A 21,035-nucleotide genomic window follows, 5' to 3' on the forward strand; every position below is an offset into this window, starting at 1 on the left:
AAGTCGATGAACTCAACATCCGGCTCCGCCGCGCTGCGTGCGGAACTTGCTAAAACTCGCCAGTCGATTGACGCACTGGAAGGGAATATCCGTAAACAGGTAGGCTTTTTGCAAAGCACCATCCCGCTGCTGAAGCCGGATCTGGACCGACAGTTTGCCACCGAAGAGGCGCGAGTCAGAGCGCTGTATGACCAGATACCGCTGCCGCTGTGCGCACCGTGGGCGAGCGAATTCTGGGATCTGTTCAAGGCAGACAACGACCCCACGCCGCTGGAGTACTACCTTTACGGCCAGGTGGCGATTCAGAAACCTGACGGGAAATACGCTTTCCGCGTGATCTACCAACCGCTGCTGCGGGCGGAGGGTGCGGTGATCCTGCTCACTGACAACGAGAGCCTTGAGCGTTCACGCGCTTTGCAGCGTGATATCGTGTTGCGTACCGCCACGCTGCTGCCCGGTAGCTCGACCTTTACCTTATTTGACCCGAAAGGCCTCGGGGCGACCTTCCCGTTTGAGGCCAGCCTGCCGCGCACGCGCAAGGCCGGGAATACCATCGGCGAAACCCTGAACACCATCACTCAGGATATCCAGCGTATTAACCAGCGCGTCGTCGGTGGCGCGGGGCGTTTCCTCGATCTGCCGAAAGAGAGCCGCTCCGGTGAATCCTTTGAGATCGTCGCCGTGGTTGACTTCCCGTCGGCCTACGAGCGCGAGCCGCGTGCGCTGGAGCTGCTGACGCGCATCGGCGTTTCTGGCCCACGTGCCGGTCGCCATATGGTGCTGGAGTACAACACCTCATCCCCTCTGCCACGCGACTTCGATATGAAAGCGTTTGAGAATTCGGTGGTCATTGACTGTCGTGAAAAGAGTGGGCTGCTGATCCCAGACTTCGCCAGCCATGAACAGATTGAGAAACTGCTCGACCAGGCCGGTGCCAGCAACCGCCAGCAGAGCAGCAACAGCTTTAACGCGTTGGCGAGCGCAGATGAAATGATGTCAGCCAGCTCCGCCGAGCGTATTGAGACGCCGGTCGGTGAGCGTCTGAACATCCTGTTTGGTAAGCACCATGCCTCCGGTGAAGTGGCTCATGGCGTGATCGCCGGTCAGGTCGGCTCCGGTAAATCGCACCTGCTGCACGTGATTATCTCTGGCCTGACCAGCCGCTACTCGCCGGAAGAGCTAAAGCTCTACCTGCTGGATGCCAAACATGGCGTCGAGTTCAAGCTCTACAAGGATTTGCCGCACGCAGAAGTGGTTTCGTTACGCACTCGCCCTGCGATCGCACGTAAGATTCTGGCTGACTTCCATGCCGAAATGAAGCGCCGTTACGAGCTGTTCAAAGATGAGAACGTGAATAATCTCGCGGCTTACCGCAGTAAAACCGGCAAGGTGTTACCGCGTATGTTGATGATCATCGACGAATATCAGCTGATATTCGAAGGCGATCCCCAGGCGGGAATGGACGAACTCGGGCCGATCCTGCGCATGGGACGTGCGGCCGGTACTCACCTGCTGCTGTGCGCACAGCGCTTTGATGTGGAGGGGATGCGCAGCAGCAACTTCAATGAGATCCACCTGCGTGCCTCACTCTCACTGGCGCAGGATTATATCCAGACCATCTCCGCCTTTGGCGCTGAAGGTAAACGCCTGATCCGCGATCTCGCGGCCTCTGGTGAGTTGGTGATTAATGCGCAGTCTGGCCGTGATGGTGACAACCATCGTGGTGCCGTTGCACGCCTGGCACGACGCGATGACGGGCAGGGTGCTGACGACAGCCAGCAAACGCTGGAAACGGTGATTGAGGGCATCGTCGCCCATGCAGGTCCGCAGGCACCACGACCGATAATGCTGGACGGCACCATGGCAAGCACCCTGGCCGATAACGCCTTTGTGATGAAGTACCAACTCGCTCCGCCATCGGTGGAAGAGTTGCAGCGCATTGCCGCCACGCCGCTGCGCGACGGCGGCTTTGAAGAACGGATGTGGACGCCTTCTGGCAAGCCGATTGGACTGTGGCTGGGGCGTAACTTCGATGTGCGTTCCCACGCGCTCTGCACCCTGCGTCGCGGCCGTGGCCAGAACCTGTTGATGGTCGGTGCCCGTACCGAACTGCGTGCGGCGATGCTGGCGAATATGATCATTGGCCTGCCTTCGACCGTCGCGCCGCAGGAGATTGACCTGACGGTGATCGATGCGCTGGACCCTTATCTGCCGGGTGGCGGCATTGTGCGTACCGCCGCAGAGTACCTGCAGGGGCTGGGTGCGAATGTGACCATCGCTGACGCCGAGGGCGCGGAAGCGGCGCTTACCGCATTTGCTGACGCCGCCCATACCCGTCAGGGGCTGTTGGTTGTCTGTGAGCCTGACCGTATTAACGCGCTGGTTGATGGTTATGACCCTTACGGCGCGCCGGAAAGTGGCCTGTGGGCAACGTGGCGTGACCTGCTCCGTCGCGGCAGTGACCGTTCGCGCCATGTGATCATCTCCGCCGAGTCGGTTCCCGCGCTGCAGAGCTTTATGAACCCTTCTCGCGATGGCCGCGACTTTATCCACCGCGTGGTGCAGCAGCTCAGTGCCGATGACTCCATGACGCTGTTCGCCTCGCTGGCTGCCACGCAGATTGAAGAGATGACCGAGCATCCGCTGGCGGCGATGTACGTTGACCTGGTGAAGGGCGACCGCGCGCGTAACCTGTTCAGCAGTTATGCCTTCAACCACGACATCGGCCGTGAGCAGACCCGCGAGCTGCTGCAACAGATGCTGGATCGCACATTCACTGGAGTCTCTTTTGTCACTGAATGAAAGCTATCCGCTTATGAGAAACCTCCAGCGTGAGCTGGAGGCATTCCACCAGGCGCTGAGCGGTCAGCAGAAGAGCCTGCAAGAGGGCTTTACCCTGCTGCGCGACCTGTGGTGCGATGAACAGCATCAGGCTACCGCCGTGCTTCTTGAAGAGTGCATGGCTGAAAATGATGCCTATCTGAAAACCGACGCTCCTGAGCTGGATGAACATCTGGCCGTTAAGCTGCGGCAGATTGCCAGCTATCTGCGGGGACAAGTTTGATGAGCGCGCTACAGATCGAACAGCTGCGCAGCTATCGTGATGACATCGCCCGCCGCCTGCAAGACGTTGAGCTCCGCCATGAAAACCTGATTACTGCCTGGCATCGACTGCGCCAGGCCTATCAGGGGGAGAGCGCTGAGGCGTTTCACCAGCAGTTTCAACGTGCCAGTCGGCGCGCTGAACAGCAGGCGCAGCGCCTGCATCTTATTCTGCCGCGGCTGGACGCCATCCTTGAACAACTGACAGCACATTCTCAATCAGAGGGTTAACGGAATGACACAAACCCCGCGTGAAGCCCAGTTTCTTATCGACCAGATCGAGCAGGAGCTGATGGACTGGAGCCGCAACTTTAACGTGGTGCAGCAGGAGAACAAGGGCCACTTCCACCGCGCAGACAACGTAGTGGCCGATTTTAAAGAGGGCGTTGCGCTGGTCTCCAGTCAGATCGACGATGCTACCCAGCATCTGCACGACGTACAGGAAAAAAGCCACGCGGTGCGTGAGCTGGCTAACAGCACGGAAGAACGTGCAGCGCAGACCCACAGCCATGCGGCCAACGTCTATCTGCGCTGCCAGCGTGCCAGCGCAGAGTGGCGGGCGGCGCTTGACCGCGCGGTGCAGCTGGTTGCGCAGTGCCGTACTGCCCAGGCGCACGCTGAGGGTCAGGTGACCACTGCACAGTTGCGCTACAGCAGTGCTGAAGATGCGTTGAATTACGCCCGCAGTGCTTATAACCGCTGTACGAGCTCTTACACGACCGATTCGAAAGGGCAACGTGTGGAGCCCAACTGCAGTTCGGAAGCCTCAGGGGTCAACAGCGCGATGCGCGAGGTTGAGAGCGCCCAGCAGCGGCTTAATCACTGTAAGGCGCTGCTGCAGGATGCCATCGCCAGGTTGAACGACGCGCTTCATCGCCACCGTCGCTGCGAAGAGGGGGTGAATAAAACCGAACAGGCGCTGCATTACGCTGACCAGGCACGCGATCGTGCCAGTCAGGCCAGCCACAGCGCGCGTGAAGCGTTACAGTGGTCAGATGAAGCCTGGCAGCAAGCACAGCACGGCAGCAGGCTGGCAGAGCAGATGAGCGAACAGCATCAGACCGCCAGCCAGCACACCACGCAGGCGGAAGATGAAGTCGCCGATGCGCTGCAGGGACACTACGCCTTTGAGGGCGCATTGGAGGAGTATCAGAGCCGCCAGTGGCGCGCTCGTGAAGAGCTGGGTGATGCGTTTGAAGCGCTGCGCCAAATCAACAGCACAGGGGGCCTGTAATGGACGCATCCCTGCAGATTCAGTCGATCTATAACCTGGTGGAGGAACACACCATGCTGTTCTCTCATCAGGTTAATCAGTACCACGATGAGTCCAGAGAGTTGCTGCGCCGCTGGAATGACAGCCGTTCGCTGGAGTTTCAGAAAGCGCATCAGCCGGGCCTCAATGAGATATCCTGGGAGGCGGTGGAAATTCTCAAGCGTGCCCGCCTGAACTTGCATGCAGCGCAGCAGGCGATCGGTAATGGTGAGGATCATCTGCATCAGGCGCGATCGACGATGAGTGCACTGGAAGAGGTCACCACTGAATCGCTGATGCTGCAACAGCGTGCCAGCGACTACGCCGAACGTGCCGCAATGGCGATGCAGAACGCTGAATACAGCGCCAGTGATGCTGAACATCTGATTGGTTCGCTGGGTACGCCGCCCGTTTAAGGCGGCTTCATTCTCTTCCCACGGATTTTTTCCCATAAAGGACTGCTCATGACTTTCTCTCCGCTCGACGATCAGCTGACGCAACCCGCTGTTCGCCGATCCTGGACGGCGTTTTCGCTTAACCTGGTGCTCATGCTGGTCACACTGCTGTGGCTGGCTTTTGCGCTCACCGCGCTGTACGACGCCCGTGAGATCCATTTTTTCCGCAACACGCCGCTGATATTTTGGCTGATGGCCTCCAGCGGCACGCTGCTTCTGCTGGTCACGCTGGTCTTTGAGCCTCTGCTGAAACGCATTAAGGCGCACGGGCTGGCGATTATCCTGCTGGCGCTCACGCTGATTGCGGGCACGACCTGGTCTTCCAAGGTTTGGGTACTGCATTTTATCTCCGATCGCGTGGCGGAAATGACTTCTACGCAGAAGAGCACTGTGTTCGGTGTTAATAAGTTGCTGGCTAACAAGTCCCTACCGGAGCTGGCCGCTATCTTCGGCGTTAAGGACCAGACGGTGCCGGACGGCGAACTGCTGGCATTACGTAGCCTGCAACTGGCCAGCGGTGTGACCACTCCGCTGAAAGCGCGGCCGCTGAAGTGGGATCGGGAAACCGAGCGCCAGGTGATGGGGCTGATCTACAGCAGTGGACTGACGGTTGCCTTGGGTAGCGTGTTGATCCTGCTTAATGCGCTGAGCCTGATCCTGCTTGCCGGACGGCTGATTGCCACACTGCTGCCGCAGCAGGAGCGACGGGTGCGGCTGGCTTCACTGGGTATTACGTTAATAGCCGGTCTGGGGCTTTACAGCAGCCTGATGGCGCAGCAAAGCGCGCTGACCGCCAGCGCGCATTATCAGACGTTTGCGACCTCCCTGGCACAGGTGCAGGGTGAGGGTGAGGTGCGGCTGGCAACCTTTGCCATTCACGCCCAAGGGCACTTGCTGCCGTTGGCAGAGAGGATGGAAGAACAGCTGAATCCGCGTTGAAGCTATTTGCCCCCCTGGTGGTTTACAGCCAGGGGGATCTCACGTCTGCTTGCTGGATAAATGCGAGCCTTTTAAATCAAAGGCTTATTCATTAATGACTCAAGGATTTTCAGCGGTGCGTGCTTAGGGTCCTGCATGGCGTTTACGGGCAACAGAAACGTTTGTTCCAGCATAAATTGTCCGCCCATAGCGGCATGCGGGGTGCCATCTGAGAAACAGGCCCAGCTGCTGCCGGGTGGGAATTCGATGGCAATCTGGGGACCGTTTTTCTGATAATCCGCGTCTGCTTTCATGGCATCGTGCAGCTGAAGCATTAAGTGGTCGTAATGGCTTCGGAGGCTTTTGGTGATGCCAACGCTATTTTGCAGTTTGCTGAGAAACGGAGAGTAGCTTTTCAGGCGTGGTAAAAATTTTTGTGCCAGCGTCGGAAATGTTTCTCCTACCCGCCACGAACGATTCTCTGTGCCTGGATTAATATTGGTGAAAATACGCAAAATACGTTCGCCATAATTAGGGCGTGACGGGAACGCATCAACATGCAAGCGGCGATCATCTTTCCGCCATGACGTGTTATTTGTCCATTGCGCTACCGGATGCAGCCGCAGGCTGTTCGTCGGGGTGTGCAGTGTCTGTTGGTATTCGGGAAAGATCGCCTTAATCAATTGCAGGCACGCTTGATGATGCCGCTCCAGGAGTGCAGAAATAGCGGACTCGTGCTCTTTGGTGGCTACCCCTGCAATTCTCTTTTTCAGCGGCTGATAACTGATATTTTTACGTTTTGGATCAACGATTGCGGGGTCAAGTAACTGTAACTCTTCACGGCTCAGTGAAAAGCTGAGGTTAGGTAAGAAGATGACTTTTCCTGTCTCAAGTGCATTAACCGCCGACATCGGAAGATCAGGACTACCGCTCCAGTTCGCAAGAGGTAGCGACAAAACAGTATTATTATAAAAATTTTCAGTACTGGGCACGTTTATATCCTCGCTCATTCATAGCACATAACTTAAGGTATTTTTCAAACGTGTTTTTAAATTTAAGTGCTATTATTTCCAGCCCAAATGAACAGATACCTCCTCAATGAATCATGTTCATCTATCGTTTAAGAAGCGCTTTAGAGCTCACGGCCAGAAGCAGCGCGTTGCTCAGGAAGGAGAGGTGAAGGGGTTGGCCGTTGAGGAATATGATCCCCTTGGGCTGTTCGTTTCTCATACCGATGTGTTAGTGTTTGCAGAAACGTCTGAAACGCGGGTAAGAGCAGGCGATGACCTGGATATTCTCCCCGCCTGTGATCATTAAAGGAAATATCATATGGATTTGGAAACCGAACGTTTACGGCTTGAACCCTTTCAGAACTCACACTATGAAGGCCTTAGAGCCATGGATAGCGATCCCAGCGTTATGCGTTATATCAACAAAGGGATAGTTAAAACGCCTGAAGAAACCCGGGAAAGCATCCAACGTGTTCATAGCCGCTGGGAGAAATATGGGTTTTCGTGGTGGGCTATCAAAGATAAGGTTTCTGGATCAATTGTTGGCGCAGGTTGTCTTCAGCACCTGGCAAACGTAGAGGGAGCACCCTTTGAAATCGGCTGGCGGCTTATCCCTGAACATCATGGCAAAGGTTATGCGACGGAAGCCGCGCAAGCGATTATTGCTTTTGCGGCTGAACGGATCGGTGCCACTTATTTAGTGGCTGTTGCCGATCCGCAAAATACGCCCTCACATCGAGTCATGCAGCGTTTGGGAATGACTTACAAAGCAATAGAAAGGCATTACGACGAGCCATGTATAGTCTATGAACTCAGCATTTTCAGTCCTGATTGAATAATGAGTCAGGGTCATGCCTGCTAAGTGAAAAAGCAGGCATTGAATATTGAAAAGGTAGTTTTACTCTTTCTCAATGCACTTATTTCTTAAGCCGGGCAGCGGCTTTTAAAGTGGCCTGCCACCGCTTTTCAATAAATGGTGCAACCTGTTCTTGCGCTTTTCTTAGCTGCTCTGCGGATGCTGTACGTGGAGAGCCGCAGTTAAAGGGGGGGGCGGGGTCATATTCCATATGCAGCTGAATATTCTGCGCTATGTCACTGCCGTACATTTCGGACACCACGTTAAGCGCAAAATCGATACCTGAAGTTACACCTGCACCTGTTATACGGTTGCGGTCACGCACTACGCGCTCATTCACTGCTTCTGCACCTAATAATGCAAGCTGTTCCAGAGAGGCCCAGTGCGTCGTTGCCCTGTATCCTTCAAGCAATCCGGCGGCACCCAGCACCAGCGAACCTGTGCATACTGAAGTTACCAGCTTTGCTTGTTCACTCTGAGTACGGATAAACGAAAGGACTTCTTCGTCTTCCATCAGGTCTATCTGGCCGGGGCCGCCAGGGACACAAATGACATCCAGTTTTGGGCATGCCTCGAATGTCGTTGTTGGCTGTATCGCCATACCCCGATCAGAAATGACCCGGTCGAGGTTTTTCCAGATGAGATGAACGCTAGTGTTTGGCGCTCGTGCGAAAACTTCAAACGGGCCAGTCAGATCAAGTTGAGTTAGCGCCGGGAAAAGGAGTAGCCCGATAGACGTACTGGTAGAATCACTCATGGTATCCCTCTTAACGTAAAGACCTATCATGACGTTTACTTCAGCAAAGGCAAGTCTACACTGGCAACAGGTTCCGCTTTCGGCTTTGCCAGCAGTAAATTCGTATGCTTTTAGCTGGTGCTGGCGTCGTGGCAAAACTTGGGGAATAAGCTTTGATATTCCCGTGAGCTAAGGTTCAATTCTCGCCGGTGGTTTAGTGAATCTGGCTATGTAATGAAAACAGGATCAGTAGGACGCCTGCGGCAAAATTGACATACTTTCTTTAAATCACGCTCCGATCTTTAATAAACTTCAAAATCCTGCCAATCGTTGAGCCATCAGGTGTATTGACTTCACTCAAATGATCACCCTGGCCTGAAATCAATGGAATGGCATGTTTTTCTGCTAATTCCGCCATCGGCGCATAATAAGGATCGCGGGTGCCTGCCCAAACTAAGGCGGGGATACCCTGCATCAATAATTTATCATCACCTTTTGTCTGCTTTTTGAGTTCATTGAAAAAGTATTCGACACTTTTTTCATCGGCAGGTGACATTGAGTGAGTGAGCTGTGGCGCTACTTCATGGGCATAAGCCATAAAAATCTCGAAGCTCAGTGATTCTGGCATCCCCTGGGTGCAATCCCATCCGCCTAAAACAACGGATTCCACTCTTTCTGGATACAACGCTAACAATCCGGTTGCCAACCAGGCACCTGAGGAATAGCCGATGATATGTGCCTTTTCATAACCCAATTCGTCCATGAGGTTGACGATCGTTAATGCCTGATTATCTCGGGTATACCATTCCTGAATTGCGGGTTTATCGCTCTCTCCGTGGCCAATAAGATCCGGACAAACAACGGAAAAGGAGGGGCTAAATGCGGAAATAAAGCCATTTTCTTGCCAGGATTTTCCATCCATTAAAAGGCCATGGAGCATAATGACCAAAGGGCCTTTTCCGGCTGCACAATAAGATAACTGAGGTACTTCTGACGTCCGGTTCATCTCTCTTCCTTACATTCCTTATGTGGATGAAAAGTATACATACCACAAAGCATAAGGTCCAAGTTTAGGCGGTTTATCTGAAACAGACATAACCTGCCTCCTGAAGCTGATCTTTTCGACGTGAGGTTAACTTTCAATGCGAAGAAACAAACGCCGAAGCCAACTGGGCCGGCGGTACGGCGAAGTTGCGCTGCATACGTTTAATCTCCTCCGCCGGGGGGAGGCCAAACAGGCGTTTGAATTCGCGATTAAACTGCGAAGCGCTCTGGTAGCCTACGGCATAGCAGGCGGCAGAGGCAGTGATCTCCTGACGTACCATTAACATACGCGCCTGATGCAAACGCACTGATTTCAGGTATTGCATCGGTGACTGGTGGGTGATGCTCTTAAAATGGGTGTGAAATGTGGGTACGCTCATGCCGGCCACTGCGGCGAGTTGGCTCAACGTCAGCGGTTGCACATAGTTTGCGTGCATATAGCTCAGCGTCCTGCCCACTTTGCCAAAGTGACCCTGTAAATTCAGGGCGGCCCGCAATGCGCTGCCCTGTGGGCCAGTCAAAACGCGATAATAAATCTCACGCACCAATGACGGCCCAAGAATGGCCGCATCCAGCGGATGATTCATAGCGTTGAGAAAGCGCAGAATCACCTCCCGCAACGCCTCATCCATCAGACTCGACATCATGCTCTGGGCCGCTTTGGTTTCATACGGGATCTCTTGCTGATCTAACTGCAACAGCAACTCCGTCGCAACGTTGAAATCCAGATGCATATAGATTGCCAGCAACGGATGCTCCGCCGAGGCTACCGTTTCCATGGTAAAAGGCACCGGCACGGACACCGCCAGATAGTGCTGTTCATCATAGAGATAAACCCGATTGCCAAAAAATCCCTGCTTCGAACCCTGGCAAACGATCACAATGCCAGGGTCATACAGCACGGGGGTGCGGGCCAGCGGACGATCGGAGCGCAGGATACGCACATCAGAGAGGGCCGTGAGATTGTAACCCTCCTGCGGGGCGAGCTTTTTAAGCAGATTCACCATCTGCTGTTGTGCGTGTTCAGGCATCATAAAACAGCGCCCTCATAAGATTGGGCAATCAATTCATCAGATAAGGCCTTATAGCATACCCATGGTGAGAATATCATGCACTACCTGCTTACTTATGGAGTGCTATCAATGTCTCATCTAAAAACGATATTCATCACTGGGGTTTCCAGTGGTTTTGGCCGCGCGCTGGCGCAGGTGGCATTAGCCAGTGGCTATCGGGTGATTGGTACTGTACGTAATGCCTCGGCAAAAACGACGTTTGAGGCTTTGCATGCGGAAAATGCGTTTGCCTGTGAACTGGATATCACCGATTTTTCCGCTATCGATGCGGTTATTGCGGATGTTGAAAGTCGCATCGGTCCAATTGATGTCCTGGTCAATAATGCCGGATACGGTCATGAGGGGGTGATGGAAGAGTCCTCGCTGGATGAATTGCGCCGCCAGTTTGATGTGAACGTCTTTGGTGCCGTGGCGATGATCAAAGCGGTGTTGCCCTTTATGCGCCAACGGCGTCGGGGACACATCATCAATATCACCTCAATGGGCGGCTTCATCACGCTGCCTGGTATCAGCTATTACTGTGGCAGTAAGTTTGCCCTGGAAGGGATATCAGAAACATTAAGTCAGGAACTGGCCCCGTTCAATATCGCGGTGACGGCGGTGGCTCCGGGATCGTTTCGTACCGACTGGGCGGGCCGTTCGATGGTGCGCAGTGCGCGGAGCATCACTGATTATGACGCCTTATTTGATCCCATTCGCCAGGCGCGCGAGGAAAAAAGTGGCAAGCAATTGGGCGATCCGGTGAAAGCCGCACAGGTGATATTGGCGTTGATGGAAAACCCAAGTCCACCCGCACATTTGTTATTAGGCAGTGATGCGTTGCATCTGGTACGCCAAAAGCTGACAGCATTAAATCAGCAGATAGATGCATGGGAAGATGTCAGCCGCTCCACCGATGGCTAACCCTAAATATAAAGCCCGCTTTGACGCGAAGCGGGATTATTTCCCCTTACAAATTCAGGGGGTAAAAATTATCTGCTATTTTGCTGTAAAATATTAATGCCTTTCTGGAATAAAGTGAGGGGTTTTATTCCAGATATAAGATTTGTATTTCTTACAGGCGTATTGATACGATAACGCACCCACAATGATTTTATTAAGGACAGTAAAATGCAGGGTATGGTGGCTTATAAAACGCCGTTAGTGGTGGCAGGGATGGGGGCACTGTTCTCCTTTTCGCTGCCCAGCACGGCCTCACTACTTTCACCGCGTTTTTTATCCCTCTATGTGATGGTCATTCTGGCGGGGGTGATTGCGGGAATTATTGCAAGGTTACGTGATAATCAAGCAGAGAAACATGCCGTGGCAGTGATGACCACGCTGGCTATTATTTTCTTGCCGGTCATAAAGTTTTACTTCTCAACTCACCCGAGGTAACGGATGTTTAAGCCATCTCATCGTACCATCACGGTTATTTTCATTCTGGTTATGGCGCTTCAGATTGCTAATGCGGTGAATTTGACAGTGAATGAATTTATCCTTCATGAACCGGTAAAGACCAGTAATCTTTTGACTGCCTGGTTATCTTTGGTTTATTTTCCCGCACTCTATTTCTACGATCGAAAACGTCGCCGAGTCAGCCAATAAGCACTGGCTGAATTAACCAGATGTGCGGTTTTTTTGGCTGCGCATCGAATGTCTATTACTCGCTTAATGGCCATCGCTACTTTGGCTCCTAAATCCATTGTTAACAGCGAGTATCACTATGGCAACGCAAAAACTCCTGCAATCTCTTGAACTCGGCGCTCTGCACCTGAAAAACCGCGTCGTGATGGCCCCGATGACGCGCGCCCGCACCGCGCAGCCAGGCAATGTGCCGACCGCGCTGATGGCAGAATATTATGCGCAGCGGGCCAGCGCAGGGCTGATTGTCACTGAAGCCACGCAAATTGCGCCTGAAGCACAGGGCTACTCCTGGACGCCGGGTATCCACTCGGCGCAGCAAATCGCCGGTTGGCAGCAGGTGACGGAAGCGGTACACGCTGCCAACGGCGCGATTTTTTGCCAACTGTGGCACGTGGGGCGGATGTCGCACCCCAGTTTTCATGCGGATGGCAAACCATTGGCACCTTCTGCCATTCCGTTTGATGGCCAGGTGTGGATTGTTAACGCTGCCGGGCAGGGTGAGATGATTGATTGCCCGGTGCCCCGCGAGATGACGCACCAGGATATCCAGCGTGCGATTGCGCAATATCGTCAGGCCGCCCTGAATGCGGTTGAAGCGGGGTTTGACGGGATTGAAGTCCACGGCGGCAATGGCTATCTGGTGGATCAGTTCCTGCGCCGCACGTCGAATCATCGTACTGACCAATACGGCGGCGCGCTGGAAAACCGGATTCGTTTTGCGCAGGAACTGCTGACGGCCATCAGCGAGGCCATTGGCCCCGAACGCACCGGTATTCGTCTGGCGCCGTTTATTACACAGCGAGGGATGAACGATCCAGAGGCGATTGACGCCATTCTGGCCCTGGCGAAGTGGTGCAGCGGGCAGGGGATTGGCTATATCCACCTCGCCGAAGCGGACTGGGATGATGCACCTATAGTGCCCGAACCTTTCCGCCATCAGCTCCGTGAAGCCTTCAACGGACGTTTAATTGTCGCCGGGAATTACACTCAGGAGAAAGCGGAACGCTATCTGGCGGCGGGATTAGTGGATTTAGTGGCTTTCGGTCGGCCTTTTGTTTCCAACCCTGATTTACCTGCGCGGCTGTCACATCACTTGCCGCTGGCACCGATTGCCGATATGTCCACGCTGTTTGGCGGCGACGGCAAAGGCTATACCGATTACCCTAACGCCGGGTAGGGAAAATTCCCCGCATACCTGCGGGGAATAGGGTTATTCAGCCTGAGCGCGGGAAGATTTCAACAGCTGAATATCCAGAATCACGTACACCATGGTGGTGATAAACAGTGAAATCACGCTGCCGATCACCCCACTGGTGGTGAAGGTGAAATAGTTGTACATCACCACCCAGGTGACACAAATAAACAGCGCCAGGGCAATATTAATGGCGGAGAGTGAATAATCGGTGGTGGTAGCACCCCGTTGCAGCGTCTGGTTGTACATCTCTCCGCCACTGTATTTTTCCAGCACCCCTAACGTACGTTCCCAGTTGCTTTTGCGGCGAGCGCAGCCACGGGCAAAAAAGACGAACAACACCGAAACAAAGAAACCGGAGAATGAGAGCAGAACGGGAACCGCTTCCAGGGCGATCTCAATGGTTTTGCGATCGCCGGGTTTGGGTGACAGGTTCAGCGTGAGTGAAGCGCCGAGTAAAATATATAAAAACAGAAACAGCACGATAAAGGTCAGGCTGGTTTTCCATTCACGATCGGTTTCAGACCGCTGTTGTTGATAGGCATTATTCAGCGCGTGGCGCAGACGTTCACCTTGTTCAGACTGCGGATCAACCTCTGCTGTGGGTTGTGCAAAAAAGCGCTGAATAAAACCCGCATCTTCCTGTTCTACGTTAATTTTCACCTGATTCCCTGCCGTTTCAATATCGAAGCCGCCATTGTAGCGAGCAGGGAGAGATAATCCAGTTACGCAGGTGACTTTATTCGCCCAGTTTCAACTGCATAAAAGTGAGATCCAGCCAGCGGCCAAACTTGGTGCCGACTTCACGCAGGGTGCCGCTCTCAGTGAACCCCAGTTTTTGATGCAGAATGATCGACCCAGTATTGCCCGATTCAATGCCGGCCACCATCACGTGCTTGCCTTGTTCTCTGGCTGAGGCGATCAACTGCTGCATCAGTCGTTTACCTACGCCCTGGCCCTGCGCGTCTGGGTGTACATAGACCGAATGCTCAACCGTAAAACGGTAGCCATCCCAGGGCCGCCAGTCGCCATAGGTGGCGTAGCCAATCACCTGATCCCGATCGTCAGTGGCTACCCACAGCGGATAGCCGGTGGCCTGGCGATCTTTCAACCATTGAAGACGGTTAGCCACATCGACGGGGGTATCATTCCAGATCGCAGTGGTATGCAGCACCGCATGGTTATAAATAGGGGTAATAACGACTGCGTCGGATTCACGGGCCTGCCTGATTAACATCGTGGACACCTCACTGACCATTCACTATAGTGGATAAAAGTTTTACTATGGTAGTTATCCACTATGTTAGATGAATTGTCCAGTAAAGAAGATGACATTAACGTACGCATCGGCCAGCGCGTGCGTATTGAGCGTGAGCAGCGTAGCTGGTCGCTAACCGATCTGGCGCAGCACTCCGGCGTTTCACGCGCGATGATCCATAAAGTGGAGCGGGGTGAAAGCAGCCCAACGGCGGTATTACTCTCACGTCTTGCCGGCGCGTTCGATATGAGTATGTCGCAGTTGATTGCGCAGAGTGAAATGCAAAATGGGACTTTGCTTAAACACCAGCAGCAACCCGTATGGAAAGATCCGCAAACCGGTTATGTGCGTCGTCATGTCTCACCAGGCAACATCCCGTTGGATGTGGTGAATGTGGATCTTCCTGCGCGAACAGAGATAGCGATGCCTGCCATCTCGTATTTTTCCCGCCGTCAGCTCATTTGGGTGCTGGAAGGGACGCTGTGGTTTAAAGAGGGGACAGTGACGCATGAACTGCACTGTGGTGACTGCCTGGAATTGGGCGATCCCATGGACTGCGTGTTTATAAATCCGTCCGATACCGCATGTCGCTATGCGGTCATGGTACTGAAAAACCACTGACAGGTTCGCTTACAAGGAAATAATATTTTAAATTCATAGAGATAAGTTCTCGCATCTTCAAAGCTGCGCTAATCAATTGACAGCACTGACTCACATACCTAGATTGTATAGGTATAAGTGAGACAGTGAGTCTGCCTTTTGATTACACAGGAGTGAAGATGTCCCAATCTGCCGTCGCCCCCAATGCCGCTAAGAATCCAGCGCAAAAACCCCTGTTTGCTGGCGTCCGCCCTGAAGAGGTGCGGGCGCTGCTCTGGAGCGTGCTGTATATTTTTTGCTTACTCTGCTGTTACTACGTACTGCGCCCGGTGCGCGATACCCTGGGGATCGATGGTGGCGTGCGCAATTTACAGTGGCTGTTTAGCGCGACGCTGGTTGCCATGTTATGTCTGAATCTGCCTTTTGCTGCTTTATCCCGTTATCTGCCACGCCAGCGCTTTATTCCGTGGGTGTATCGTTTTTTCCTGCTCCATCTGCTGATTTTCGCCGCGCTAATGTACTGGCTACCCGCGTCACAGCGCGTATGGATAGGGCGGATCTTTTTTGTCTGGGTCTCGGTGTTTAATCTGTATGTGGTGTCCGTATTCTGGTCACTGGTCTCCGATCTGTTCTCGCGAGAAAGGGCCACTCGCTTGTTCGGGCTGATTGCCGCAGGGGCGACGCTGGGGGCCATTGGGGGTTCTGCACTGGCGACACTGTTGGCTCATCATCTCAGCACCAGTGGGTTGTTGCTGATCGCCGCAGTGCTGCTGGAAGTGTCGGTGTTTTGTGCCGGTCGCCTGTGTCGGATCACCCATCTGGCACAGCAAGAAGCGCAAGAGGTGCAACAGCCGCTGGGGGGCAGCATCTGGTCAGGTATTCTGGCGATTTTTCGATCCACCTACCTGTTGAATATCTGCCTCTACATGCTGCTTTATTCCATCACCTCGACGCTGCTCTATTTTCGTCAGGCGGAGCTGGTACATCAGTGGTTTCAACTGGATAGCCAACGCACCACCTTCTTTGCCGCCACCGATCTGGTGGTTAATCTGCTTACGCTGTTTTCGCAGATTTTTCTCACCAGCCGTCTGCTGCAACGCTATGGCACACCGGTAGTGCTGGGATTACTGCCGCTGTTCTCTCTGTTGGGATTCCTTTCACTCTCTCTGTGGCCGGTGATGGCCTCGGTCATTGCCTTTTCCGTATTGCGTCGCGCGGGCAACTTTGCTTTTGCTCGTCCGGCACGTGAGGTGCTGTTTACCGTGCTGGGCCGCGAAGACAAGTACAAAGCGAAGAACGTTATTGATACCGCCGTGTATCGCGCTGGCGATCAGGTCGGTGCCTGGAGTTGGACACTCTCCGGTTCACTGGGGTTACCCGCCGCAACGCTGATGTGGCTGGCGCTCCCGGTTTCGCTGGTCTGGCTGGCAAACAGCCAGTGGCTGGGACGGCGTCAGCAGCGGCTTGAAGCCAACACTATTCACCCGAAAACACGAGAAATCGCATGAAAACAGTCAACATCACGGGCCAGGCGCTGCCTGCCATTGGTATGGGAAGCTGGCATTTAGGCCAGGGACGGCATACCGAACAGGAAGAGATCACGGCGTTACGTACCGGCTTAGACGTTGGGATGAAGCTGATTGACACGGCGGAAATGTATGGCCGTGGAAAATCCGAAACGCTGATTGGTAAGGCCATTACCGGACTGCGCGACAAGGTGTACCTGGTGTCGAAAGTGTATCCCTGGAATGCCAATCGTTTGATGATGGAGCGGGCATGTAATGCGAGCCTGAAGCGCTTGCAGACCGACACGCTGGATCTCTACCTGCTGCACTGGCGCTTCGGCAGCATCTTGTCTGAAGCGGTGGAAGGGTTTGAGAAACTGAAACAGCAGGGAAAAATTCGCGCCTGGGGCGTTTCCAACTTTGACGTCAGCGATATGCAGGATCTGTTTGCCGTGGAAAACGGTGAAAACTGTGCGGTGAATCAGGTGTTTTACAACCCGGCCAGTCGTGGGATCGAGTTCGATTTGATGCCATGGGCAGCGCAGCACAAGGTAGGGCTGATGGGCTACTCACCGCTGGGTGGGGAAGGCGCGTCACTGCTTCGCCATCCGCTGATTACTCAGCTGGCGGCCAAATATCACACCGGTCCATCTTCTGTTTTGCTGGCGTGGGTAATTCGCCAAAACAACATTTTGACCATCCCTGAGTCCGGGGAGGCCGCGCACATCCGCGAGAATGCGCAGGCACTGGCGTTAACGCTGGAAAGTGGTGATTTGCAAGCTATGGACGTGGCGTTCCCACCCCCTACGCAAAAAGTGCCACTGGAAACCCGTTAAGGCATCATCTGACGCCACAGCAGACACATCCTGCGGCTGTGATGCCGCAGGTGCAGCATCCGCAATGCCATCATGGCTACGACGGTGACATCAAACAGCGCCCACAGTGGCGATCCACCCGAAAAATGGGTGAGGTTCCATACCAGACCTAAAATCATCACAAAACAGGTGATCTGGCAGGCGATCATCGGGGTACATAACCAGTGATAAAGCTGTGTGCCGCTGAGTTGGTTACGTTGAATCAGCAACAGTCCTGACCAGGCAACCGCGCCGCTTAAACAGGCGGCGATGGCCCCGGCTCCACCCTGGCGACCGGCAAAACAGCTGAACACCGCGACGATCATCACGACCATTACCGCCATATTCAGCAGCAGGGTATGACGTAATTTGCGGGTGATGAGTACGGTAGAAAACTCTGCTGCCAGTAACAGCGGTGAGCCAAAGCGTTGCGTCGCGTTTAACGCAGCGCTGTCAGGATGTTGATCGCTGCATTCGATAGCTTCCATGAAGTGATCGCCGACTTCCGCACACACTTCTGTGGCATAGCGCGGCGCGAAGCTCAGCGCCTGGTGCAGTTGTAACAGGTAATCGCGGGCCGCGGGGGGATAATCGTGGAAATCGGACATCTCAAGGCCTCTGCAACAGTGCTCCGATGGCACCGCTATAATTGTCCCATGCCTGGCGCTGTTTCAGGAGCTCAGTGGTCCCTTCACGCGTCAACTGGTAGACGCGGCGTTTGCGCTTTGACGGTGCGATTTCCCACTCAGCGGCAATCAGACCCCGCTGTTCCATACGGTGCAGTAACGGATAAACCGTACCTTCCTGAAAGGCCAGCACACCGTTAGTGAGCTGATGGATCAACTCAATCAGCGCATAGCCATGACGCGGGCCGCGTTCCAGCGCAGCCAGAATGACCATTTCGATGTGGCTCTTAAGATTGTCGTCGGCACTGCTTCTCATGTTTCTGGCTCACTCATCCACTAAGTTACAAACCTTCGTACTATAGCATCTTGACTTCATGATGTTTCATACTTAGTTTATCTAGGTATTGATTATCTAGGTATGTGGCGTGCTACGCAATACCTGTTTGCAGGTGCTGGGCATTCATGGGTCAAGGAGGCAAAGTAATGCTAACCCGACGTCATTTTTTACAGATCTCAACCCTGACCGCGCTGACTTTACCCGTCTGGCGCTGTTGGGGAGCCAATGCCACAGGGCCATCCCCGTTTGAGCTGGTAGAACAATGGTATGCCCAGCCAGCAGATTGGGTGCCTAACCATCCGGGCTTGCCCATCGTCCACTTTCGCCACGCGCTGGCATATGACCCGTTAAACGCCAAACTGCAACGCAGCGGCTGGCGTATGCAGTGGCAGGGACAACCCTTTGCTAAACCCTATTTCCACAGTCAGGCGCATGTGCTGCACGTGGTCACCGCCGGAACGGGCGTGATGCAAACCGGTGGCGATAAGGGAAAACAGGTGCAGCTCCGTCAGGGGGACCTGCTGTTCCTCCCCGCCGGGACGGGCCAACAGTTGCTGAGTGCCGACCCGCGGTTTCAGACCCAGGCCTGGTATCCAGAAAAACAGAGCTGGGATGTGTGTCGCAGCGCGCTCTCTACCAGCGCACAGTGCCGCCAGAGTGCCACCACACTCTCTGCCGCCAGTCGCAAAATGATGCAGGCCTTTGGCACCCAATTCCTTACCACTTGATCAAGGATTTCAAGCGAATGACGCAAAAACAGAAACGTGTAGTGGCCAAGTTTGTCGCGCAGCCAGGGAAAGCCGAAGCACTGCGCGCGGCGATTCAGCGCTGCGTAGCGCCCAGCCAGAGGGAAGAGGGAAATGTGCATTATGACCTTTACCAGAGTGTGGATGAGGCCGGTGTGTTTCTGATCCATGAAACCTGGCACAGCGAAGCCGCGATTTTATTCCACTTCGAACAACCGCATTTCCAGCAGTTGCTGGCGGACACTCAGCCGTTACTGGTGGGCGAGCCAGACATTCATTGTGTTGATTTGTAACCAACAGGAGTTGAGAGCATGAAAGTGATGCATCAGGCCATGATGGCACTGGCAGGCGTAACACTGTGCAGCACGGCGGCACTGGCTGCCCCCTTCACACTGCATTCCACCGATTTTCATAACGCCGGTCCACTTCCTGTTTCAATGGGAGCCGGTGGGCAGTGCCCAGGCAGTAATCTCTCCCCGCAGCTGAGCTGGCAGGGTGAACCCGCAGGCACTAAAAGCTATGTGCTGTTGATTGAAGATCCGCAAGGCGTAAATGGTCTGGGAATGACGCACTTTATTGGCTATGGCATCGACGCGCAGCGCCACGCTTTCAACCGTGAAGATCTCAGCCAAAACCGGGGTTATATCGCAGGAACCAACGGTAAGCAGATTCAGGGCTACTTCGGTCCTTGCCCGCCAGCCGTGTCAGATATCCATAACTATAACTTTACCCTGATCGCCACCGACCTGGCACCCGATGCACTGGCACGCGGTGAGACGCGTGAAGCGGTGATGGCGGCGTTGAAAGGGCACAATCTTGGATCGGCCGGCTTAGTCGGCCAGTTTATTCTGCCAGCAAAGAGGAAATAACCGATGCCAGAAGTTGTCGTACACATGGCCAGCGGCCGTACACGTGAGCAAAAAGAGCAGTTAATGCAGAAACTGTATCTCGCGGTGAAAGAGAGCCTGTCAGTGGCTGATGAATATATTGTGGTTTCATTAGTGGAAACCCCAAAAGAAAATAAATCGCGCGGTGGTGTACCGTTCACCGCGCTTTAAAGCAGGGATAAAAGATGTTGGTATTGATCAGTGGTGCAACCGCCGGGTTTGGCTGGCACCTGGCATTGCGTTTTATTGCTGAAGGCCACCGGGTTATCGCGACAGGTCGTCGTCAGCAGAAGCTGGATGAGCTGCGAGCGTTGGCAGGAGAGAACCTCTATCCCTGCGTGCTGGATGTAACCGACAGTGCAGCCGTGGCGCAGTTAATGGAAACACTGCCTGCGGAGTGGCGTGAGATCGATGTGTTGATCAACAACGCGGGCCTGGCTCTGGGTCTGGAACCGGCACAGAAGGCCAATATTGACGACTGGAACACCATGATCGACGTCAACGTGACCGGGCTGGTGCATATGACGCGGGTGATTCTGCCTGGCATGGTGGAACGTAATCGTGGGCACGTTGTGAATCTGGGGTCTACGGCGGGCAGCTGGCCTTATGCGGGCGGCAACGTGTACGGGGCCAGTAAAGCCTTTGTACGTCAGTTCAGCCTCAATTTACGCACCGACCTGGCAGGCACTGCCGTGCGGGTGACAAACCTGGAGCCGGGGCTGGTCAGCGGAACTGAGTTTTCCAGCGTGCGTTTCAAAGGCGATGAGAACAAAGTGGCGCAGACCTATGCCAATACTCAGCCGCTGACACCGGAAGATATTACTGAAGCAGTATGGTGGGTGACGCAACTGCCCGCGCACGTCAATATTAATACGCTGGAAATGATGCCGGTGTGTCAGAGCTATGGCGGACTGCGTGTGGTAAAAGCTGAATAGTGGTTTCTCACTATTTAAAGCCG

At 54.1% G+C, this 21,035-nt stretch carries 27 protein-coding genes; 19 read left to right on the top strand and 8 right to left on the bottom strand.

The features are described 5' to 3' along the window. The first annotated feature begins 6 nt into the window (after positions 1–6). Genes F3J40_RS11050 through F3J40_RS11075 form a run of 6 tightly spaced genes read left to right on the top strand, consistent with a single transcriptional unit; the run spans position 7 to position 5,748 of the window. Positions 7–2,802 (top strand): FtsK/SpoIIIE domain-containing protein, encoded by a 2,796-nt coding sequence (locus tag F3J40_RS11050; protein WP_167014568.1) that lies wholly within the window; start codon positions 7–9, stop codon positions 2,800–2,802. Then, complete coding sequence (locus tag F3J40_RS11055; RefSeq protein ID WP_017348180.1) at positions 2,789–3,064, top strand: hypothetical protein; 276 nt, start codon at positions 2,789–2,791, stop codon at positions 3,062–3,064. Before F3J40_RS11050 ends, F3J40_RS11055 begins: the two co-directional genes overlap by 14 nt. Next, the gene (locus tag F3J40_RS11060) at positions 3,064–3,333 is read left to right on the top strand and encodes a hypothetical protein (RefSeq protein ID WP_167014570.1); all 270 of its coding nucleotides are present in this window, start codon (positions 3,064–3,066) and stop codon (positions 3,331–3,333) included. The genes F3J40_RS11055 and F3J40_RS11060 overlap by 1 nt, the downstream gene beginning before the upstream one ends. A gap of 4 nt (positions 3,334–3,337) precedes the next feature. Then, on the top strand, positions 3,338–4,336 hold the full coding sequence (locus tag F3J40_RS11065; RefSeq protein WP_167014572.1) for a hypothetical protein: 999 nt from the start codon (positions 3,338–3,340) through the stop codon (positions 4,334–4,336). Then, entirely contained in the window at positions 4,336–4,770 is a 435-nt protein-coding gene (locus F3J40_RS11070; RefSeq protein WP_167014574.1) for a hypothetical protein, read from the top strand. The genes F3J40_RS11065 and F3J40_RS11070 overlap by 1 nt, the downstream gene beginning before the upstream one ends. 48 nt (positions 4,771–4,818) lie before the next feature. After that, on the top strand, positions 4,819–5,748 hold the full coding sequence (locus tag F3J40_RS11075; RefSeq protein ID WP_167014576.1) for a hypothetical protein: 930 nt from the start codon (positions 4,819–4,821) through the stop codon (positions 5,746–5,748). Between the two features lie 71 nt (positions 5,749–5,819). Here the strand turns inward: F3J40_RS11075 and kdoO are convergent, their stop codons facing one another. After that, on the bottom strand, positions 5,820–6,737 hold the full coding sequence (kdoO, locus tag F3J40_RS11080; protein ID WP_167014578.1) for a Kdo hydroxylase KdoO: 918 nt from the start codon (positions 6,735–6,737) through the stop codon (positions 5,820–5,822). Between the two features lie 88 nt (positions 6,738–6,825). Here kdoO and F3J40_RS24735 point away from each other — a divergent pair, with 88 nt between their 5' ends. Both F3J40_RS24735 and F3J40_RS11085 read left to right on the top strand, forming a co-directional pair. Beyond that, entirely contained in the window at positions 6,826–7,044 is a 219-nt protein-coding gene (locus F3J40_RS24735) for a hypothetical protein (protein ID WP_205297324.1), read from the top strand. A 12-nt stretch (positions 7,045–7,056) separates the two neighbouring features. Further along, positions 7,057–7,572: a GNAT family N-acetyltransferase gene (locus F3J40_RS11085; protein ID WP_167014580.1), complete on the top strand. Its 516-nt coding sequence runs from the start codon at positions 7,057–7,059 to the stop codon at positions 7,570–7,572. A gap of 82 nt (positions 7,573–7,654) precedes the next feature. Here the strand turns inward: F3J40_RS11085 and F3J40_RS11090 are convergent, their stop codons facing one another. The 3 genes from F3J40_RS11090 to F3J40_RS11100 all read right to left on the bottom strand — a co-directional run bounded on the left by F3J40_RS11090 (position 7,655) and on the right by F3J40_RS11100 (position 10,407). Next, the gene (locus F3J40_RS11090; RefSeq protein WP_167014582.1) at positions 7,655–8,350 is read right to left on the bottom strand and encodes a DJ-1/PfpI family protein; all 696 of its coding nucleotides are present in this window, start codon (positions 8,348–8,350) and stop codon (positions 7,655–7,657) included. Between the two features lie 262 nt (positions 8,351–8,612). After that, the gene (locus tag F3J40_RS11095) at positions 8,613–9,335 is read right to left on the bottom strand and encodes an alpha/beta fold hydrolase (protein ID WP_167014584.1); all 723 of its coding nucleotides are present in this window, start codon (positions 9,333–9,335) and stop codon (positions 8,613–8,615) included. 133 nt (positions 9,336–9,468) lie between these two features. After that, complete coding sequence (locus F3J40_RS11100; protein WP_167014586.1) at positions 9,469–10,407, bottom strand: AraC family transcriptional regulator; 939 nt, start codon at positions 10,405–10,407, stop codon at positions 9,469–9,471. 108 nt (positions 10,408–10,515) lie between these two features. Between F3J40_RS11100 and F3J40_RS11105 the strand changes: the two genes are divergently transcribed. From F3J40_RS11105 to F3J40_RS11115, 3 genes are all read left to right on the top strand, one after another. After that, on the top strand, positions 10,516–11,349 hold the full coding sequence (locus F3J40_RS11105; protein ID WP_167014588.1) for an oxidoreductase: 834 nt from the start codon (positions 10,516–10,518) through the stop codon (positions 11,347–11,349). Between the two features lie 207 nt (positions 11,350–11,556). Next, positions 11,557–11,823 (top strand): hypothetical protein, encoded by a 267-nt coding sequence (locus tag F3J40_RS11110; protein ID WP_167014590.1) that lies wholly within the window; start codon positions 11,557–11,559, stop codon positions 11,821–11,823. Positions 11,824–12,151: 328 nt separating this feature from the next. Then, entirely contained in the window at positions 12,152–13,249 is a 1,098-nt protein-coding gene (locus F3J40_RS11115; protein ID WP_167014591.1) for an alkene reductase, read from the top strand. A 33-nt stretch (positions 13,250–13,282) separates the two neighbouring features. Here F3J40_RS11115 and F3J40_RS11120 read toward each other — a convergent pair whose 3' ends face one another. Together F3J40_RS11120 and F3J40_RS11125 are read right to left on the bottom strand one after the other, a co-directional pair. Continuing rightward, positions 13,283–13,927, bottom strand: coding sequence for a RipA family octameric membrane protein (locus tag F3J40_RS11120; protein ID WP_167014593.1), 645 nt, complete (start codon positions 13,925–13,927; stop codon positions 13,283–13,285). 76 nt (positions 13,928–14,003) lie between these two features. Continuing rightward, on the bottom strand, positions 14,004–14,501 hold the full coding sequence (locus F3J40_RS11125) for a GNAT family N-acetyltransferase (RefSeq protein WP_167014595.1): 498 nt from the start codon (positions 14,499–14,501) through the stop codon (positions 14,004–14,006). A gap of 63 nt (positions 14,502–14,564) precedes the next feature. On the opposite strand from F3J40_RS11125, the gene F3J40_RS11130 reads away from it, so the two are divergent. The 3 genes from F3J40_RS11130 (at position 14,565) to F3J40_RS11140 (ending at position 17,463) form a co-directional block, all read left to right on the top strand. After that, positions 14,565–15,143: an XRE family transcriptional regulator gene (locus F3J40_RS11130; protein WP_017348196.1), complete on the top strand. Its 579-nt coding sequence runs from the start codon at positions 14,565–14,567 to the stop codon at positions 15,141–15,143. Between the two features lie 158 nt (positions 15,144–15,301). Then, a complete protein-coding gene (locus tag F3J40_RS11135; protein ID WP_167014597.1) occupies positions 15,302–16,630 on the top strand; it encodes an NTP/NDP exchange transporter in 1,329 nt (442 codons plus the stop codon). After that, positions 16,627–17,463, top strand: coding sequence for an aldo/keto reductase (locus F3J40_RS11140; RefSeq protein ID WP_167014599.1), 837 nt, complete (start codon positions 16,627–16,629; stop codon positions 17,461–17,463). Before F3J40_RS11135 ends, F3J40_RS11140 begins: the two co-directional genes overlap by 4 nt. Here F3J40_RS11140 and F3J40_RS11145 read toward each other — a convergent pair. Both F3J40_RS11145 and F3J40_RS11150 read right to left on the bottom strand, forming a co-directional pair. Next, complete coding sequence (locus F3J40_RS11145) at positions 17,460–18,089, bottom strand: hypothetical protein (protein ID WP_167014600.1); 630 nt, start codon at positions 18,087–18,089, stop codon at positions 17,460–17,462. The genes F3J40_RS11140 and F3J40_RS11145 overlap by 4 nt on opposite strands. Before the next feature lies 1 nt (position 18,090). Continuing rightward, positions 18,091–18,423, bottom strand: a complete 333-nt coding sequence (locus F3J40_RS11150; RefSeq protein WP_167014602.1) for a helix-turn-helix transcriptional regulator — start codon at positions 18,421–18,423, stop codon at positions 18,091–18,093. 167 nt (positions 18,424–18,590) lie between these two features. Here F3J40_RS11150 and F3J40_RS11155 point away from each other — a divergent pair, with 167 nt between their 5' ends. From F3J40_RS11155 to ydfG, 5 genes are read left to right on the top strand one after another with little or no spacing between them, the layout of a single operon-like run. Further along, complete coding sequence (locus F3J40_RS11155; RefSeq protein ID WP_167014604.1) at positions 18,591–19,172, top strand: cupin domain-containing protein; 582 nt, start codon at positions 18,591–18,593, stop codon at positions 19,170–19,172. 17 nt (positions 19,173–19,189) lie between these two features. Further along, positions 19,190–19,483, top strand: coding sequence for a putative quinol monooxygenase (locus tag F3J40_RS11160; RefSeq protein WP_167014606.1), 294 nt, complete (start codon positions 19,190–19,192; stop codon positions 19,481–19,483). A gap of 18 nt (positions 19,484–19,501) precedes the next feature. Next, complete coding sequence (locus F3J40_RS11165) at positions 19,502–20,059, top strand: YbhB/YbcL family Raf kinase inhibitor-like protein (RefSeq protein WP_167014608.1); 558 nt, start codon at positions 19,502–19,504, stop codon at positions 20,057–20,059. Between the two features lie 3 nt (positions 20,060–20,062). Then, positions 20,063–20,248 carry a tautomerase family protein gene (locus F3J40_RS11170; protein WP_017348204.1) on the top strand — a complete coding sequence of 62 codons (186 nt, stop codon included), beginning with the start codon at positions 20,063–20,065 and terminating at the stop codon, positions 20,246–20,248. Positions 20,249–20,262: 14 nt separating this feature from the next. Continuing rightward, positions 20,263–21,012 carry a bifunctional NADP-dependent 3-hydroxy acid dehydrogenase/3-hydroxypropionate dehydrogenase YdfG gene (gene ydfG, locus F3J40_RS11175; protein ID WP_167014610.1) on the top strand — a complete coding sequence of 250 codons (750 nt, stop codon included), beginning with the start codon at positions 20,263–20,265 and terminating at the stop codon, positions 21,010–21,012. Positions 21,013–21,035 lie beyond the last annotated feature (23 nt).

Origin of the sequence: Candidatus Pantoea multigeneris, from assembly GCF_011752615.1 — a bacterium.
GTDB classification, from domain to species: Bacteria; Pseudomonadota; Gammaproteobacteria; order Enterobacterales; family Enterobacteriaceae; genus Pantoea; species Pantoea multigeneris.